Origin of the sequence: Nitrosopumilus sp. b1, assembly GCF_014078545.1 — an archaeon.
Classification (GTDB): Archaea; Thermoproteota; Nitrososphaeria; order Nitrososphaerales; family Nitrosopumilaceae; genus PXYB01.
In genome coordinates this window covers 38,724-55,352 of the sequence record NZ_MU078737.1, presented here as the reverse complement: position 1 = coordinate 55,352, position 16,629 = coordinate 38,724, and the positions used below count along the sequence as shown (strand labels likewise).

Here is a 16,629-nt window from a genome sequence, read left to right as displayed (position 1 = left end):
AAAAACATAAAGTACAAAAAAATTCTTGAAAATCATGAAATGCGATAGATGTGACAATAAAGCAGTTTATTCAAGAAAATATTCTGGAGAAAATTTTTGTTCGGATTGTTTTTCAAACGCTATTTTACGTAAAACTGCAAAAACCATTTCTAAATATAAAATGATAAAAAATAATGAATTAGTATGCGTAGGTGTATCAGGAGGAAAAGATTCCCTGGCATTATTACACATTTTGAATCAAATGTCAAAAACACATAACTTTAGAATTAGAGCGGTCACGATTGATGAGGGAATTCCAGGGTATAGAAACGAAGCTTTAGAAATTGTTGAAAAATTCTGTAAAAAACTTGAAGTTGATCATGTAGTTTATTCGTATGAAAATCTTTTTGACTTAACACTGGATGATGCTTTATTACAAAGAGATAATGAGAAAATATCATCATGTTCAATTTGTGGCATACTACGTAGGAGAGCACTTGATTATGCTACAAAACAGAACAATGCAGATGTAATTGCAACAGGGCATAATTTGGATGACACATTACAAACATTTCTTATCAATATGATCTCAGGCGATACTAACAAAATAGGTTGGATGGATCCAGATACATCAAATAATACATTAAGAAAAATCAAACCATTTTGTGAGATATACGAATCTGAGATTGTATTTTATGCATTTACCAATGATTTGCCTTTCCAATCAGAACCATGTCCACATATGAATGAAGGAATTAGAACAGAAATAAGAGAATTTCTAAATTCCTTAGAAGGACAACGGAGTGGAATAAAAAATAATTTATTTAATTCAATTCTAAAAATTTCTCAAACAGTGAAAGATGCAAACTATAAAGAGAAAACAATTTGCTCAAAATGCGGGCAAGAGTGTACTGGAAAAGTTTGTTCTGTATGTCAAATGGTATTTAGATTGAAAGATAATCAAACCTAATGCAAATATAACATTCAATTCTATAAAATATTGGTAGTAGGTAGGATCAGGGTGCCAGCCGTGCCCTTTTCTGAAACCGGCTATACGCAGAGATCAGTAACTGTTGGGTAAATCTCTAGATAGGTAATTCCCGCTTGGTGTGCGGAAATGAAATCACGCCGAGGCGGGTGGTTGCAGTTCTGGAAATATCCGAAGGGATAACTTCCAAGAGCGAACCAGCGAAAGGGATGAGGTCCGGGAGGGAGCAATCCTAAGTTGGAGCATCCACGCTTCCTCGTCAACGTGGCGGATCTTGTATGCCTTGAAATGGGGCTATCCGTCTAGACTGGAACCAACAGAACTACTACCTTATAATACTCAAAATTAATTTTGTGTATGGATGGATTAATTCCCTCAGGAAATAAGAGAACATATGATGATTTTAAAAAACAGATTCCAACGAATGTAATACCATTATTTGATACTCTAAGAGAGTTCTGCTTATCACTTGGTGAAAAAACCATTGAAGATGTAAGAATGCATAGAGTTGTTTTTTGCAAGTCATTTACTTTTAGGTGGTTTGTAGATATGGAACCACAAAAAGATCATATCATCATTAAAATTCAAAAGAATCGAAAAGAACCTGTTATTGTTAATGAGATTTCATTAGAGAGTAATATTGCAAATATAAAAAAAACTATTCAAAATGCGTATAAATCAATTCATTAATACAAAACTTCAAATTTTTTGAATTCACCAGAGAATTTTTCATTTTTTATATCTATGTCTTCAACTCTTGCGTTTGCAGGTCCAGCATGACACCATTCAACTACATGACTAACGTCAACATCTTCTCCTTCTAGTACTGCCTCAACCCGTCCATCCTTTAGATTTCGAACCCAACCAAATACATTATTTTTTTTAGACATTACTTTTAGTGCTTGTCTAAAAAATACTCCTTGTACTTTACCAGTTACAAAGATACGAACACGTTGTTTAGACATGCAAAATTGTGGAAAAAGAGCTATTAATCAATTTTAGGAATTTTAAGTTACTTTCGTTCCTTAATTCTTGCTCGCCCAGTTTTTCTAGCAGCAATGCTACCAACTTTGGCTCCTGGTGGGGCATCACGAGATACAGTAGAGCTTTGTCCAACATGTTGATGTCTTCCACCACCGTGAGGATGAACATATGCTGCTTGAGCAACACCCCTGACAATAGGATATTTTCTTCCTCTAGATCTGAAATTTCTCCATTTTCTACCTGCGCTCATAAATGGTCGTTCGCCTGTACCTCCACCAGATAGAGTTCCAATCATGGCTCTATTTTTCGGGTTAAATGTTGCAAATTTTCCAGATGGGAGTTTTACAGTAACTCCTTCCTCATTATGTGAGAAAATTGTTGCGTTAGTTCCAGCTGATTTGACAATACTTCCACCATCACCAAATTGTTTTTCTAAATTACATACAATGGTTCCATCAGGAATGTTTTGAATACTAATGACATTACCGTCTTGAATTTTTGATTTTAAACCAAATTCTAGAGTATCACCTACTTTTGTACCAAGAACCGCAGGTACAAAAGAGACAGATCCGTCTTCAAATCGAATTTTTGCTAAAGGGGCATCTCTTCCTCGCTCATGTACGAGATCAATGACTTTTCCCTCATGTTGCTCAGATAATGTAAAACTTGGATATTTTGAGCGAGCTACTTTACCAGTTACTGTAGCCCTAAACTGCATGCCTCCGCGGCCACGTCTTCTAACTAATGGTCGTTTTCCCAAGTAGATCGACTACTTTTCACTACGGATTTTAAGTTTGTGATTGTTGGTGGTAATTGTCAAGAATAAAACGCCAAAGATATAAAAAATAGGCAGAGAGAGTTTTCCTATGAGCCAGAATTCTCTTTCGTTAAAAGTTTTAGAGGCATATACTAGAGACGTTGGAAGAGGAGTAGCCAGAATTGATTATGATTCAATGGATACACTAAATGCCTCTACTGGAGATGTAATTGAGATCAAAGGAAAAAGAAGAACTGTAGCAAAATGTCTTCCATTATATCCATCTGATGAAGGAAAAGGAATAATCAGAATTGACGGATTAGGTCGAAATAATTCTGGCATTGCCATTGGAGATACCATTACTGTTAGAAAAATCAAAGCGGTAGCAGCAGAAAAAGTCGTAGTGGCTCCCCTTGAAGCTATACCCCCTATTGATGAAAGATATCTTGCAGATGCATTAGAAAGTGTTCCATTAATCAAAGGAGATAATGTAATGGTTCCGTATTTTGGTGGAAGGTTAACCTTTCAGGTTATTGGTGTTACACCTGCTGCAGATGCAGTTTTAGTTACACAAAAAACAGTTTTCCATATTGCAGAAAAAGGAGAGACTCTTCGTGGTGTACCTCAGGTAACATATGAAGACATTGGTGGATTAACAGATGAAATAAAGAAAGTTAGGGAAATGATCGAGTTACCATTACGACATCCAGAAATTTTTGAAAAACTTGGTATCGAAGCTCCAAAAGGCGTATTACTTTATGGTCCACCAGGAACTGGAAAGACTTTACTTGCAAAAGCAGTTGCAAATGAAAGTAATGCACATTTCATAAGTATCTCAGGTCCAGAAATCATGAGTAAGTTCTATGGAGAGAGTGAAGCTAGACTAAGAGAAATTTTCAAAGAAGCAAGAGAAAAAGCTCCATCAATAATTTTTGTAGATGAGATTGATTCTATAGCACCAAAACGAGAAGAAGTTACAGGAGAAGTTGAGCGACGAGTTGTTTCACAGATGTTATCATTAATGGATGGTTTAGAAGCTAGAGGAAAAGTTATTGTCATCTCCGCTACTAATAGACCCAATGCAATTGATCCAGCATTAAGAAGACCGGGTAGATTTGATAGAGAAATAGAAATCAAAGTTCCAGATAAGAAAGGACGAAAAGACATTCTTGCAATTCATACAAGGAACATGCCATTATCCGATGACGTTGATGCTGACAAGGTTGCAGCAGTTAGTCATGGGTATGTCGGAGCAGATTTGGAATATCTCTGTAAAGAAGCAGCGATGAAATGTCTCAGAAGATTATTACCTGAGCTAAACCTTGAAGATGAAAAAATTCCCCCCGAAACTTTGGATAAATTAATTGTTAATTCAGAGGATTTCCAAAAAGCCTTGATTGAAGTTACACCTTCTGGTATGAGGGAGGTGTTTATTGAAAATCCAGATGTAAAATGGGAAGAAGTAGGAGGATTAGAAGAAGTAAAAAGAGAATTACAAGAAGCAGTTGAATGGCCAATGAAATATCCATCATTATATGATAAACTTGGTCATAGGATGCCCAGAGGAATTCTATTACACGGTCCAAGTGGAACTGGAAAGACTTTACTTGCAAAAGCAGTTGCAACTCAAAGTGAAGCCAACTTTGTCTCAGTAAGAGGACCTGAATTATTATCAAAATGGGTTGGCGAATCAGAAAGAGGTATTAGAGAAATTTTCAGAAGAGCACGTCAAGCTTCTCCATGTGTAATATTCTTTGATGAAATAGACTCCATTGCTCCGATAAGGGGTGCAGGAGGCGAAACCGCAGTTACTGAGAGAGTAGTTAGTCAATTACTGACAGAATTAGATGGTATGGAAAATATGCATGGAGTTGTAGTATTAGCAGCAACAAATCGTGCAGACATGATTGACCCAGCATTATTACGACCAGGAAGATTTGACAAAATCATTCAAATTCCACTTCCAGATAAAGAGAGTAGAAAGAGAATTCTTGAAATAAATACTGCAAAAATTCCAGCAGTTACCGAAGTTAGTGATCCGGAACATGTTGATTTAGATAAGATTTCTGAATTAACTGATGGAATGAGTGGAGCAGATGTAGCATCAATTGCAAATACTGCAGTATCATTAGTAATTCATGAATACTTGGATAGTCATCCAGATGCAATTCAGGTAGAAAAGAGTTCAGACGAGGCCAGAGTTACCATGAGACATTTCGAAGAAGCAGTCAAGAAAGTAAGAGAACAAAAAGACCTAAAGATTGGTCAAAAAGTTGTTGCCTCATATTATAGGTAGTTTTAATAAAATAGTTACTTTAACTCAGACAAATGTCCGAATACAGAGGCTACCAAGGTAGATCTCTAGAATTTTTACAGAAAAACAATATCAAGATAGGCAACAAGGTGAAAATTTTTTCAGATATTGTTTATGAAGGCATCATAATGCCCAGATATGAAAAATCAGATTCAAATCACATCACACTGAAATTAAAAAGCGGTTACAACATTGGTCTTGAAATTGATAAGATTGAAAAAATCGAGAAATTAGAATCTCTAGAAATTAAAACTGAGCAAAAAAGACAGATAGAAAAAAAGCCGAATTTAGAAAAAATCCTTTTAATTTCAACCGGTGGCACTATTGCTAGCAAAATAGATTATAGAACAGGAGCCGTAACACCTGCCCTAAGTCCAGAAGAACTCAATTCATCAATCCCAGAGTTAGCAGAAATGGCAAATATTGATACAGAATTAATCTTATCAGAGTATTCAGAAAATTTACAACCAAAAGATTGGAAGAGAATTGCTCAAAAACTAGATGAGTATTCTAATTCAGATTACAAAGGGATTATTGTGGCACATGGAACAGATACCATGCATTACACATCTGCATTTCTTAGCTTTGCGTTATCAGGATATCCTATTCCTATAGCTTTAGTAGGCTCACAGCGTTCATCAGACAGACCTTCATCTGATGCTGCATTGAATTTAATCGCTGCAGTAAAATTTTTGAAAGAATCTGATGAAAAAGGAGTTTATGTCATTATGCACAATGATGAAAGCGACAAAACAATTGCTTGTCATCTAGGAACAAGAGTAAGGAAAAATCACACTAGTAAACGTGGTGCATTTCAAACAGTTGGTGGGAATCCAGGATTTCTTATTGTTGAGAATTCAATTCAAAAAAACATTACAAAGAAATTCTTTCAGACAGAAAAATATATTCCTAGAATCAATGTAGATTCACGAGTTGCTTTATTGAAATATTATCCAGGATTTGATCCTAGAATTGTAGAAAATTTGATTGATTTGGGTCATAAGGCGATAATTTTTGAAGGAACCGGTCTAGGACATATTGGGAAGAACATGTATGAAGTTGTCAAAAGCGCAAATCAATCAGGATTATTTTTGGGGATGACATCACAATGCATTGATGGTAAAGTTAGAATGACAGTGTACGAAAGTGGCCGAGATTTGATGGGTATGGGAATTATTCCATTAGGAAATTTAATTCCCGAAGTAGCACTTGTAAAAGCTATGTGGGCATTAGGAAATACTGAAGATGTATCAAAAATTAAAGAAGTTATGCTACAAGAAATTTCCTCTGAATATTCTAATTAAGTATTAAAGAGGTTTAAGAGTCATCAAGAAAATGGCGGAATTAGATTCGAAAAGTATTGGACTCAAAGTGGGATTGGAAATACATCAGCAATTGGCTACCAACAAAAAGCTATTCTGTGACTGTCCTCCCTTAGAACTAGATGAATATGATTCAAAATTTTCCCGAAAACTACGAGCATCAAAAAGTGAAATGGGTGAATATGATCCTGCCGCACTATTTGAAAATATAAAATCAAAAACTATTGTTTATTGTGCAAATGAAAAAAGTAGTTGCCTGGTAGAAAAAGATGAAGAGCCACCTCATGATTTAGATAATGATGCAAAAGAAATTGTGCTAATCATAGCCTCAGCTTTAAAATCCAATATCTTCAGCGAGATTTATCCCATGAGAAAAATGGTGTTAGATGGTTCCAATACTTCGGGGTTCCAACGAACAATGTTGGTTTCTCAGGGAGGGAATTTGGATGTAGATGGGAAGCAAATAGGTGTTCAATCAATCTGTCTTGAAGAAGATGCAGCTAAGCTTCTAGCAGATAAAGATAATACTAGAGAATATAGTTTGGACAGACTTGGAGTTCCACTAATTGAAATTGCATTAGAGCCAGTTAGTGCTGACTCCAAAGAGATGAAAAAAATTGCGTTAACTTTAGGAAGATTACTACGAACAACAAAAAAAGTCACTAGAGGATTAGGTTCAATCAGACAGGATGTAAATGTCTCTATAACAGGCGGTGGAATTGTCGAAGTTAAAGGAGTACAACAATTAGATCAATTAGAAAAGGTTGTTGAATATGAAGAAAAAAGACAACATGGATTACAAATTATTGCAAAAAAACTACATGAAAAAAATTTAGAAAAAATATCTCAGGATGATATCTATGATATAACAGAATTTATGAAAAAATCAAACTCAAAGATAATAAAAAATGCATTAAAAACGAATGCGATTATCAAAGTAGTGAAAATAAAAAATTTTTCAGGAATGTTTAGTTTTTCACCTTATGATGGTATTAGACTTGGAAAAGAATTAGGCCAATTAGTTAGGTTCTTTGGAATTGGAGGAGTATTTCATTCAGATGAGCTTCCCAATTATGGAATAGAGTTGAGTGAAGTTAAAGAAATTAGAAAAATAATTGGTGCTAATGAAAAAGATGCTTTCTTAATGATTGCGGCAGATAATGCAAAAATTAGATTTGCCATAGAATCGATTATTCAACGCATCGAAAGTGCAAAAGATGGAGTTCCTTCTGAAACAAGACTAGCTACTCAAACAGGAGAAACTGTGTATCTTAGACCAAAACCAGGAGCATCAAGAATGTATCCTGAGACAGATATACCGCCAATCATAATAAATAAAGACGAAATTGAATTTGCAAAGAAGAATATCCCAAAAACATGGGACGAATCATTAAAAGAGCTACAAGAAAAATATAATTTGAATCAACAATTAGCAGAACAAATTTTTGACTCAGACTATCTATCATTATTTGAAAAGATCTTGTCTAGATTTAATATATTACCAAACTTTGTTGCTTCTACATTATGTTCCACCATAACAAATCTTCAAAGACAAGAATTTTCTGTTATTGAGTTGGATGAATATCAAATAATGAAATCGTTTGAGTTGTTAGATGCTCAAAAAATTTCCAAGGAGTCATTAGAAATAATATTTTCAGAGATTATGTCAGGAAAAGTAAAATCAGTAGAAGAGGCAATTGAAAAATCATCTATAACCAATTTATCAGATGAAGAATTGGAAAAAACATTAGAAAAAATCGTTCAAGAAAATTTAAGTTTGGTGAAAAAGCAAGGTCAAAGATCAGTTGCACCGCTAATGGGAGTAGCTATGAAATCGCTAAGAGGAAAAGCTCCAGGAGAGAAAATAAATCAAATCTTGCAAGAAAAAATTAAAAAGTTAATTTAAAAATCGAAAACATTATAGAAATTAGAATAGATATTTCTAATCTAATTTTCGTCTACCTGTTCCACGGCCCATGGAGACGTATCGTCCCTTTGTTGATGTTGATTTTGATTCTTTAAGATCGCTTAGTTTAATCTTTGTAGTTCCTCGTCCTACAGTAACATAAGCATCTCCCAAAGCTTCTTTTCGTTTGCGTTGATACTCTTTGAAGTCTTCGCCAGACCAATTGTCTTCGGATTTGTCAGAAACTCGTCTAGAAGTTCCTCTGCCGCCAACTCGAATTACTTTGCCCATAAATCATGATGAATTTACTATGGTTTAAAGTTGTTCATTATTATACGAATTTTAGGGATATGGTGCGGGAAGTGGGATTTGAACCCACGAACTCCTAGGAGATAAGGATCTGAACCTTACGCCTTTGACCAGGCTGGGCGACTCCCGCATCGTAGAATTTAGGAATCTAGAATAAGTTTCTTTATTGTTCAAATTAGATACAGATACAAATACAAATCAACATTTTGTAATTTGCTTATATGGAATTTAGAGAAATTTACTGTAACAATTGTAAAAAAGTTCTTGGAAGATATAACATGAAGTATTATTCGGACGATAAAATTGGAGAAGTAATCAAAACCAGTCATGCCATACATGTAAGAGAAGGTCATGAAATAGAGTTAAGAAGAATCAAAGAATAATGAAATTAGTTAAAGGATTCCTCAAATTCTTTTAGTAAATTTTTTTGATGGTTATTCAGTTTTTTAGGAATGTTTATCACTAATCGTACATACTGATCTCCTCTTGATGAATTATGAAAAGGAACACCTTTACCTTTCAATTTTAGTATAGTATTTGGTTGACTTCCATTTTCAATCTTTATTTTTTCTTCACCGTCTAATGTTGGTACAACCATCTCCCTACCTAGAGCCGCATCAATCATAGAAATTTCTTGATCAAAGAAAATATCTCTACCATCACGTTTGAATTTTTGATGTGATTGAACTCTCACCCGAACTATAAGATCCCCACTAATCCCATCTGGAACATATTCTCCTTCACCCTGAATTGTGTAATCACCATTATCTATTCCTGGAGGTAAATCAAAACTAAGATGCTTTGAGCCTTTTTTTGTTCCCTTACCATTGCATGCATTACATGGTTTTTCTATAATTGTTCCCTGACCTTTACAAGAATTACATGGTTCAACTGTTACAAACGATGCAAATCCCATTTTTCTGGTTTTCCGTAATTGTCCTTGACCATTACATGAACTACATGATTTTTTATTTGAACTTGGAGCACAACCTGATGCACCACAAACATCGCACTCAATATCTTTTTTCAGATCAATGTCAATTTTTTTTCCATGTAAAACGTCTTCTAAAGTAATTGAGGTTTCATATAGCAAATCAGCACCTTTCTGCTGCCTATATTGATTAAATCCACGTCTATTTCCAAATAACGTGTCAAAGATAGAATCAAAACCACCGCCTGATCCTCCAAAGAGATCATTGAAAACATCATTAAAGTTTCCACTTGCACCTCTAAAGATATCATCTGTACTGTATTTTCCATCAACACCGGCATGCCCATACTGATCATATGTTTTTCTTTTTTCAGAATCTGACAATACTGCATAAGCTTCTGAAATTTCTTTGAAATGTTCTGATGCCTCTGCAGACTTGTTTCTATCAGGATGGAATTTTAATGCTAATTTTCGATATTGTGATTTAATTTCGCTAGCTGAGGCAGATTTTGAAACTCCTAAAACTGCATAATAATCACGTTTACTGCTCATTGCCAATACCTTGTATCTATGAAGTATAAATTAACTAATTTGATGTTTTTGAATCAGAGTTTTCTTTAGTTTCAGATGTATTTTGATTCGATTGTTGTTCATTATTTTGTGATTGCTCACCTGGAGGAGGAGAGACATTTTTGTACAATTCCGTAGTAATTTCATTCACAATTGTTTTGAGGGCATCCAATTTAGATTTTAATTCTGTGGTATCTTTATCAAGTACTTCCCGTACTTCTTTGATTGCATCAGTAACTTTGATTCCTTGTTCTTGGGAGATTTTATCTTTAAGATCATGATTTACAAGTTTTTCAGTAGTATAGATATAACTTTCAGCTTCGTTTCGCAGATCAATTTTTTCTTTTTTCTTTTTGTCTTCGTCAGCAAATTTTTCCGCATCTTGACGTAATTTTTCAATTTCATCTTCAGATAATTTTGATGAAGATTCAATTGTAATTTTTGCTTCTTTCTGGGTACCTAAGTCTTTTGCAGTTACATTGATAATTCCGTTAGCATCAATATCAAATTTGACTTCTATCTGAGGAACACCACGTGGTGCAGGCGGCAAATCAGTAAGATTAAAGCTTCCAAGAGATACATTATCAGCAGCCATAGGTCTTTCACCTTGAACTACGTGAATTGTAACTGCTGTTTGATTATCAGCTGCAGTAGTAAACACCTTGCTTTTAGAAGTTGGAATAGTTGTGTTTCTTTCAATTAATGGCTCTCTAACTCCTCCTAATGTTTCTATTCCCAAAGTTAGTGGAGTGACATCTAGTAAAACTATATCACTTGTTACATCTCCACCAATAATTCCTGCTTGAATTGCAGCACCCATAGCAACTGCTTCCATTGGATCAACTCCAGATTCAGGCTCTTTACCTAATACTGAACCAACAAATTTTTTCACAAGTGGAATTCTAGTTGGTCCGCCAACCATTACTATTTTTGAGATATCAGATTTTGTTAATTTTGCATCCTCTAGTGCTTTTTCTATTGAAGGCTTACATTTTTCCACAATTGGGTTAATCAATTCTTCTAGTTTGGCTCTAGTTAATCTTAATTCAAGATTTTTTGATCCAGATGATGGATCATGAGCAATAAATGGTAAATTAATGTCAGTCTCCATAACAGTGGAAAGTTCGATCTTTGCTTTTTCTGCTGCTTCTCGTATTCTTGTCATTGCTGTGTTATCAGCAGATAAATCAATTCCTTCTTTTTTCTTGAATTGATCAACCACATAATCAATTAGAGTTTTATCCATATCGGTACCGCCTAATTGAGTGTCTCCAGAAGTACTCATGACTTCAAAGACGCCTCCACCCATTTCCATTATAGTTACATCAAGAGTTCCTCCACCAAAGTCAAAGACCAGAATTTTCATGTCTTCTTTGGCTTTATCAAGACCAAATGCTAATGATGCTGCAGTTGGTTCATTGATAATTCGAACAACATCCAAACCTGCTATAGTACCAGCATCTTTTGTAGCCTGACGTTGATTATCATCAAAATATGCAGGAACTGTGATTACTGCTTTCTCTACTTTATCTCCTGTAAATGCTTCTGCATCTTTTTTTATTTTTTGTAATATGAATGCAGAAATTTGCTGAGGTTTGTACTCTTTATCACGAATTTTAAAAATATGGTCCGTACCCATTTTTCTTTTTGCTGCAACAATTGTGTTGGCAGGATTTGTAACTGCCTGTCTACGTGCAGGTTCACCTACGAGAAGATCCCCATCCTTAGAAAATGCAACCACTGAAGGGAAGGCTTTGCCACCAACGGTTGTACCCTCTGCAGCTGGTACAATGGTTGGTTTTCCACCCATAATTACAGCCGCAGCCGAATTGCTTGTTCCCAAATCTATACCAATAATTTTTGCCATTTTTTTCACCTTCTCATTTTTGTTTTTTTGATATTTCTACTAATGTTGGCCTAATAACTCTATTATGAGAAATATATCCTTTCCTGATTTCTTTTGTAATTGTATCATCATCCAATGAGGGATCCTCCTTGATCGATATAGCTTCGTGAAGATTAGGATCAAATATTTCGCCTAATGCATCAATTGGCACTATACCATTTTTACTTAAGAGAGCATCCATATTTTTTAGAATTGAATCTAAACCGGTGGTATCAATTTTATTTTCTGAATATGCATTCTTTGCTCTAATAAAATCATCATATATTTGCAAAAAATCTAGAAAAAATTTATCAATAAGATTATTGACTGAATTTTTTATCTCAGTTTGGGATTTTTTTTCTAAATTTTGAAAATCGGCAAAGACTCTTTTTAACTTATTTTCTAGATCAAGGGATTTTTGTTTTTCTATGTTTAATGATTCTGTTAGTTGTACTATAATTTCCGAAGTATTAGATTCCTCTTCACGACTTTCCTTTTCAGTGGTAGTAGTTTCATCATCTTCTGAAAAATCTAATTTTACTTCATTTTTATCATCTTCAGACATTTAAATTCAATCGCCTCATCCGATATTATTTCTATTGGATTATTTCGCATATTGGATTAGCTTTAATAATAATTAAATCACTGTCCTTTTTCTTTTTCTCAATATTTTCAAAATCTTCAACTGAGCATGCCACTACAATTGTTGTTTTATCGCTATGAAATAGATCAAAATTAGGATCTTCGTATGCCTCAACGTCACCAATATAATCACGTAGTCTTGCAGTCAAATTTTGGAGCATTTCTATTTTATCTCCACGCATTTCGTGCTGATCTAAAGTCCACGAAATAGCAATTTTTGTCCTACTAGCTTTCAAATCATTTTTCTTAAGAGTAGCTCGAATCTCGTCAATTAACCGTTTAATGTATCCGTCAATTCCTTTAATTCCACCATTAATTAGATACATCAAGGTGTTTGCACCTTCAAAAGAAGTTCCTAAGGATCGTAAATCATATAACCCATTAATCATGTCATCCAAAAAGATGTTTTGGAATTGATCTGATGATAGATCTGTTTTTGTTATTTCATCTTGAGCAAATTTACAGACTTCTAGTATGCTGCACAAACTTGAAAACTGGGATAAAATATCAATTGCATGAAAATGCTCTGCTGATGATAATGCAACAAATCTTTTAGATTTTTTACCGGTTATTAGAAGCTCTAATAGTTTAGAATCTTCATTTCCATTAAATGAGCCAATAACTGAAGGTAATTTATTAGCATCAACTACAGGGAGGTAATAATAGAAGATTGATTTACCAACTTCAAATCCAGTAACATGCTCCAGCAAAGATATGTTTTCATTGTTTCCTCCAAAACCTGTTGGTAAAGTGTAAATGATTGAACTACTTTTTTTTAAAGAGGCTGCTGCATCTTTGAATTTAGAATGAATTTCAGTTTTCGTATCTTGCCCAGTTTTTCGAATTCTTGGGGTAAAGAAGAGATATTGAGCTTTAGAAATTGCTACATCGATTGGCTCCATTGCCAGTAGTGGTTCATCTTCTTTTAGTGCTGAAACATTTGGATATGTTTTTGCAATTTCTGATTTTAGTGATATTGCAGATGGGGTAGATTCATCAATGATATGGACATCTGCTCCTTTTATTGCCATTTGACAGGCCAGGGAATATCCTTCGGTACTCAAACCATATACAACTACTTTGGCTCCCCCCATACCTATGAGGTGGGTAATTAGACCAAGAAAAACTTATTGAAGTATCAAAATCTACCCAAAATGCTTGAAAATCTGGTTTGATATTCTAACTCCTAAACAATTACTCTTTTTTGAACCAATGATAAAGAAATTACGCAAAAATCATGACATTCTATGTACAACACGCAATTATAATGAAGTTACTTCTCTTGCACAAATCAGACATTTTCCTCTAAAAGTTGTAGGGAAACATGGAGGTGGCGAAAAATCTGAAAAGCTAAGAGCTAGTATTAAGAGAATGGCAGAATTGTCTAAAATTATTGAGGATTATTCTCCAAATTGTGTCGTTAGTTTTTGTTCGCCCGAGGCAAGTAGAGTATCATTTGGTTTAGGGATTTATCATATTGTTTTTTCTGATTCTCCTCATGCGGATGCAGTGATGAAGTTATCATTACCTTTAATTCAGAAATTACTTATTCCATGGATTATTCCAAAAAATGAATTTACAAAATTTGGTATAAAAGAAAAAGACATAATTCAATATCGAGCAATCGATGCAGCATCAATTTCAAAGCGAATAATAGATAATAAAATAAAATTGCCGTATAATACATCAAAAAAAACAATTCTTGTTAGAATTGAAGAAGAATATGCATCATATTCAAAAAAAAATAACATGATAATTCCTCTTGTAAAAGCTCTTCTAAAGAAATTTGGAGATTTGAACATAGTAATTTCATGTAGATATCAGTCACAGGCAAAAAATTTGAGAAAAAATTTTGGAGATGATATTAAGATTTTAACAATGTCATATGATGGTAAGCAATTATTAGAAAATACAAATGTGTTTATTGGGTCAGGAGGGACAATGACTGCAGAAGCTGCATTATTAGGTGTTCCCACAATTTCATTTAATGCAGTACCAAATTTAATTGAAGAATACTTGGTTAGAAAGAAGCTAGTGATTAGGGAAAGGAATCCAAATATTATTGCTAGAAAATCAGAAAAACTACTTTTAAATCAAATAAGTAAGAAACGGGCAAAAAATGAACTAAAGAATATGGAAGACCCATTTGACAAACTTGAACAAATAATTGAATTAAGAAAAAATAGTCGAAGAAAGTTGGTAAAAATCATTCAAAATAGAAAATATCATTAAGGGATAAAAAATTCAGTTCTTCATTAGCCCGATAGTGTAGAGGTCAAGCATAGGGGCCTTTGGAGCCCTTGACGGCAGTTCGAATCTGCCTCGGGCTATTTTTCTTCAAAAATCTAATTTTGTTAGTTGTCGTGTTGCAATGACAAATAATATACTTGCTAGAGTTACCAATATTCCCATTTCAACAAGTACAAAACTTGTGATTGAACCAAATATTCCAGCCCTTATAATATCAACAAGATAAGTTAATGGATTAATGTAAAATGCTGCGGCTAGAATTGGCGGGGCACCTGAAGCAGGATAAAATGCGGTACTTACAAATGCAAAAAATAAAAACACAGTATTAATTATTACATTAAATCCCTCACTTGAGCGAAGCCTAGTAGAAATAATTGATGCTATAGAACCAAACAAAACAGAACCAGTTATTGCAGCAAAGATTAGAATTGGAATTGTAATAAAATTAAAATCAATGGATTGAAAAAAAATTGGAAAACCAACAAGAGCTATTAATGTGGCACTTATCATGCCAACAATTCCAATTGTTATAACATTGCTCAAAATATAGTGAACTCTAGTAAAAGGTCCTGACATGATTTGTTCAAACATACCATGACGTCGATCATTCCAGATAATTATTCCAGAAACTAGTGTGCTATTCATAATGTTAAAACCAATCATTCCCGTAGCAAGAAATGACGGATAATCAAGATTTTTGTTTTCAAAAGGTACTGTATCAATTAATGATGTGTACGCAAAACCTGCAATGAAAATATAGATCAATGGGAAAACTACTTGCCAGATTAGGAATCCAGGGTTTATAGAAATCGTGAGATTTCTATTAACTAGTCTAATTATTGGATGAGTCATGATTATTTACCATTTTCAAGAATATGTCTTCCAAGCTAGTAGGTATTGCAGATAAATTCTCAATGTCTATATTATTTTCATTAAGAATTTGAAGAGTTTTCATCAAGAGTAGTTCAGGTTTGTCAGAATGGATAGTGATGGTTGAGCCAGAATTAAATTCAATTTTACATTCTTGTATATTTGAAAATAGTGAAGGTAATTCTTTTTTAATTGACGAAATTTGTATTTTAATTGTTTTTTGATTACCAAATTTTTTCTTTAAATCATCAGGAGAATCAATTGTCATAATTTTTCCTTTGTTTATTATTGCGATATTATCACAAAGGTATTCAGCTTCGGTTAAAACATGGGTGGTGTAAAATATAGTTAGCCCTTCAGATGCCTTTTTTTTCAAGAAATTTAATAGATTTCTTCGTGCATATGGATCTAACCCAACTGTAGGTTCATCCAAAAACAACAACTCCATATCATGGATGAATTCTCTTGCTAACTGAACTCTACGTCTTTGTCCTATGGACAGATCTTCATTTTTTTTATGCCTGATTTCTTCTAGTTCAAAATAAGAGATTAGTTCATTTGTTCGAATTTTTCTAATTTCTTTAGGAACATTCCACATCATTCCATACTTTTCAATGGATTTTTCTACGGTCAAATTAGGCTCATAGCTTGGTTCCTGTAAAACAACACCAATTTTTTGTCGGACTTCCAATGGATTCTTTATGGCATCTATGCCAAGGATTTGTAAGCTTCCTTCAGTCGGAGGAATTAAAGTGGTAAGTAACTTTATTGTAGTAGATTTTCCTGCACCATTTGGACCCAAAAAACCAAAAATTTGTCCCGAATCAACATTAATGTCAATACCATCAACAGCAGATACAGAATTATAAGATTTAGAAAGTGATTTTGCTTCAATACTGAACATGCTCAAACTGCGATCTTC

Annotated in this window: 16 protein-coding genes, 2 tRNA genes and 1 other RNA gene; 9 read left to right on the top strand and 10 right to left on the bottom strand. The window is 34.0% G+C overall.

What is annotated here, in order from left to right:
* Nucleotides 1-34: 34 nt before the first annotated feature.
* From C6988_RS09645 to C6988_RS09635, 3 genes are all read left to right on the top strand, one after another.
* Nucleotides 35-949, top strand: coding sequence for a TIGR00269 family protein (locus C6988_RS09645; RefSeq protein ID WP_182135024.1), 915 nt, complete (start codon nucleotides 35-37; stop codon nucleotides 947-949).
* Nucleotides 950-983: 34 nt separating this feature from the next.
* Nucleotides 984-1,295, top strand: an RNA gene (gene ffs, locus C6988_RS09640) — signal recognition particle sRNA.
* A 29-nt stretch (nucleotides 1,296-1,324) separates the two neighbouring features.
* A complete protein-coding gene (locus C6988_RS09635) occupies nucleotides 1,325-1,657 on the top strand; it encodes a DUF5655 domain-containing protein (protein WP_182135022.1) in 333 nt (110 codons plus the stop codon).
* Here the strand turns inward: C6988_RS09635 and C6988_RS09630 are convergent.
* Complete coding sequence (locus tag C6988_RS09630; protein WP_182135020.1) at nucleotides 1,654-1,932, bottom strand: acylphosphatase; 279 nt, start codon at nucleotides 1,930-1,932, stop codon at nucleotides 1,654-1,656. The two genes, C6988_RS09635 and C6988_RS09630, sit on opposite strands and share 4 nt — an antisense overlap.
* Nucleotides 1,933-1,979: 47 nt before the next feature.
* A complete protein-coding gene (locus C6988_RS09625) occupies nucleotides 1,980-2,711 on the bottom strand; it encodes a 50S ribosomal protein L2 (RefSeq protein WP_182135018.1) in 732 nt (243 codons plus the stop codon).
* Nucleotides 2,712-2,817: 106 nt separating this feature from the next.
* Between C6988_RS09625 and C6988_RS09620 the strand changes: the two genes are divergently transcribed.
* From C6988_RS09620 to gatE, 3 genes are read left to right on the top strand one after another with little or no spacing between them, the layout of a single operon-like run.
* Nucleotides 2,818-5,004 carry a CDC48 family AAA ATPase gene (locus tag C6988_RS09620; RefSeq protein ID WP_182135016.1) on the top strand — a complete coding sequence of 729 codons (2,187 nt, stop codon included), beginning with the start codon at nucleotides 2,818-2,820 and terminating at the stop codon, nucleotides 5,002-5,004.
* A 32-nt stretch (nucleotides 5,005-5,036) separates the two neighbouring features.
* On the top strand, nucleotides 5,037-6,326 hold the full coding sequence (gatD, locus tag C6988_RS09615) for a Glu-tRNA(Gln) amidotransferase subunit GatD (protein WP_182135014.1): 1,290 nt from the start codon (nucleotides 5,037-5,039) through the stop codon (nucleotides 6,324-6,326).
* A 31-nt stretch (nucleotides 6,327-6,357) separates the two neighbouring features.
* Nucleotides 6,358-8,250 carry a Glu-tRNA(Gln) amidotransferase subunit GatE gene (gene gatE / locus C6988_RS09610; RefSeq protein WP_182135012.1) on the top strand — a complete coding sequence of 631 codons (1,893 nt, stop codon included), beginning with the start codon at nucleotides 6,358-6,360 and terminating at the stop codon, nucleotides 8,248-8,250.
* A 36-nt stretch (nucleotides 8,251-8,286) separates the two neighbouring features.
* Here the strand turns inward: gatE and C6988_RS09605 are convergent, their stop codons facing one another.
* Together C6988_RS09605 and C6988_RS09600 are read right to left on the bottom strand one after the other, a co-directional pair.
* Nucleotides 8,287-8,541: a hypothetical protein gene (locus C6988_RS09605; protein WP_182135010.1), complete on the bottom strand. Its 255-nt coding sequence runs from the start codon at nucleotides 8,539-8,541 to the stop codon at nucleotides 8,287-8,289.
* Nucleotides 8,542-8,601: 60 nt separating this feature from the next.
* Nucleotides 8,602-8,689: transfer RNA gene (locus C6988_RS09600), tRNA-Leu, on the bottom strand.
* Between the two features lie 91 nt (nucleotides 8,690-8,780).
* On the opposite strand from C6988_RS09600, the gene C6988_RS11105 reads away from it, so the two are divergent.
* Nucleotides 8,781-8,942, top strand: coding sequence for a hypothetical protein (locus C6988_RS11105; RefSeq protein WP_220463431.1), 162 nt, complete (start codon nucleotides 8,781-8,783; stop codon nucleotides 8,940-8,942).
* 5 nt (nucleotides 8,943-8,947) lie between these two features.
* Here C6988_RS11105 and dnaJ read toward each other — a convergent pair whose 3' ends face one another.
* From dnaJ to C6988_RS09580, 4 genes are read right to left on the bottom strand one after another with little or no spacing between them, the layout of a single operon-like run.
* Nucleotides 8,948-10,042, bottom strand: coding sequence for a molecular chaperone DnaJ (gene dnaJ, locus C6988_RS09595; RefSeq protein ID WP_182135008.1), 1,095 nt, complete (start codon nucleotides 10,040-10,042; stop codon nucleotides 8,948-8,950).
* Nucleotides 10,043-10,076: 34 nt separating this feature from the next.
* A complete protein-coding gene (dnaK, locus tag C6988_RS09590; protein WP_182135006.1) occupies nucleotides 10,077-11,927 on the bottom strand; it encodes a molecular chaperone DnaK in 1,851 nt (616 codons plus the stop codon).
* Nucleotides 11,928-11,940: 13 nt separating this feature from the next.
* Nucleotides 11,941-12,510 (bottom strand): nucleotide exchange factor GrpE, encoded by a 570-nt coding sequence (locus C6988_RS09585; protein ID WP_182135004.1) that lies wholly within the window; start codon nucleotides 12,508-12,510, stop codon nucleotides 11,941-11,943.
* 31 nt (nucleotides 12,511-12,541) lie between these two features.
* Nucleotides 12,542-13,681 (bottom strand): hypothetical protein, encoded by a 1,140-nt coding sequence (locus C6988_RS09580; RefSeq protein ID WP_182135002.1) that lies wholly within the window; start codon nucleotides 13,679-13,681, stop codon nucleotides 12,542-12,544.
* Between the two features lie 64 nt (nucleotides 13,682-13,745).
* Here C6988_RS09580 and C6988_RS09575 point away from each other — a divergent pair, with 64 nt between their 5' ends.
* Nucleotides 13,746-14,819 carry a DUF354 domain-containing protein gene (locus C6988_RS09575; protein WP_182135000.1) on the top strand — a complete coding sequence of 358 codons (1,074 nt, stop codon included), beginning with the start codon at nucleotides 13,746-13,748 and terminating at the stop codon, nucleotides 14,817-14,819.
* 25 nt (nucleotides 14,820-14,844) lie between these two features.
* A tRNA-Gln gene (locus C6988_RS09570) sits at nucleotides 14,845-14,917 on the top strand.
* 7 nt (nucleotides 14,918-14,924) lie between these two features.
* Here C6988_RS09570 and C6988_RS09565 read toward each other — a convergent pair.
* Both C6988_RS09565 and C6988_RS09560 read right to left on the bottom strand, forming a co-directional pair.
* Nucleotides 14,925-15,689 carry an ABC transporter permease gene (locus C6988_RS09565; RefSeq protein ID WP_182134998.1) on the bottom strand — a complete coding sequence of 255 codons (765 nt, stop codon included), beginning with the start codon at nucleotides 15,687-15,689 and terminating at the stop codon, nucleotides 14,925-14,927.
* Entirely contained in the window at nucleotides 15,670-16,611 is a 942-nt protein-coding gene (locus tag C6988_RS09560; protein WP_182134996.1) for an ABC transporter ATP-binding protein, read from the bottom strand. Before C6988_RS09560 ends, C6988_RS09565 begins: the two co-directional genes overlap by 20 nt.
* Between the last annotated feature and the right edge of the window lie 18 nt (nucleotides 16,612-16,629).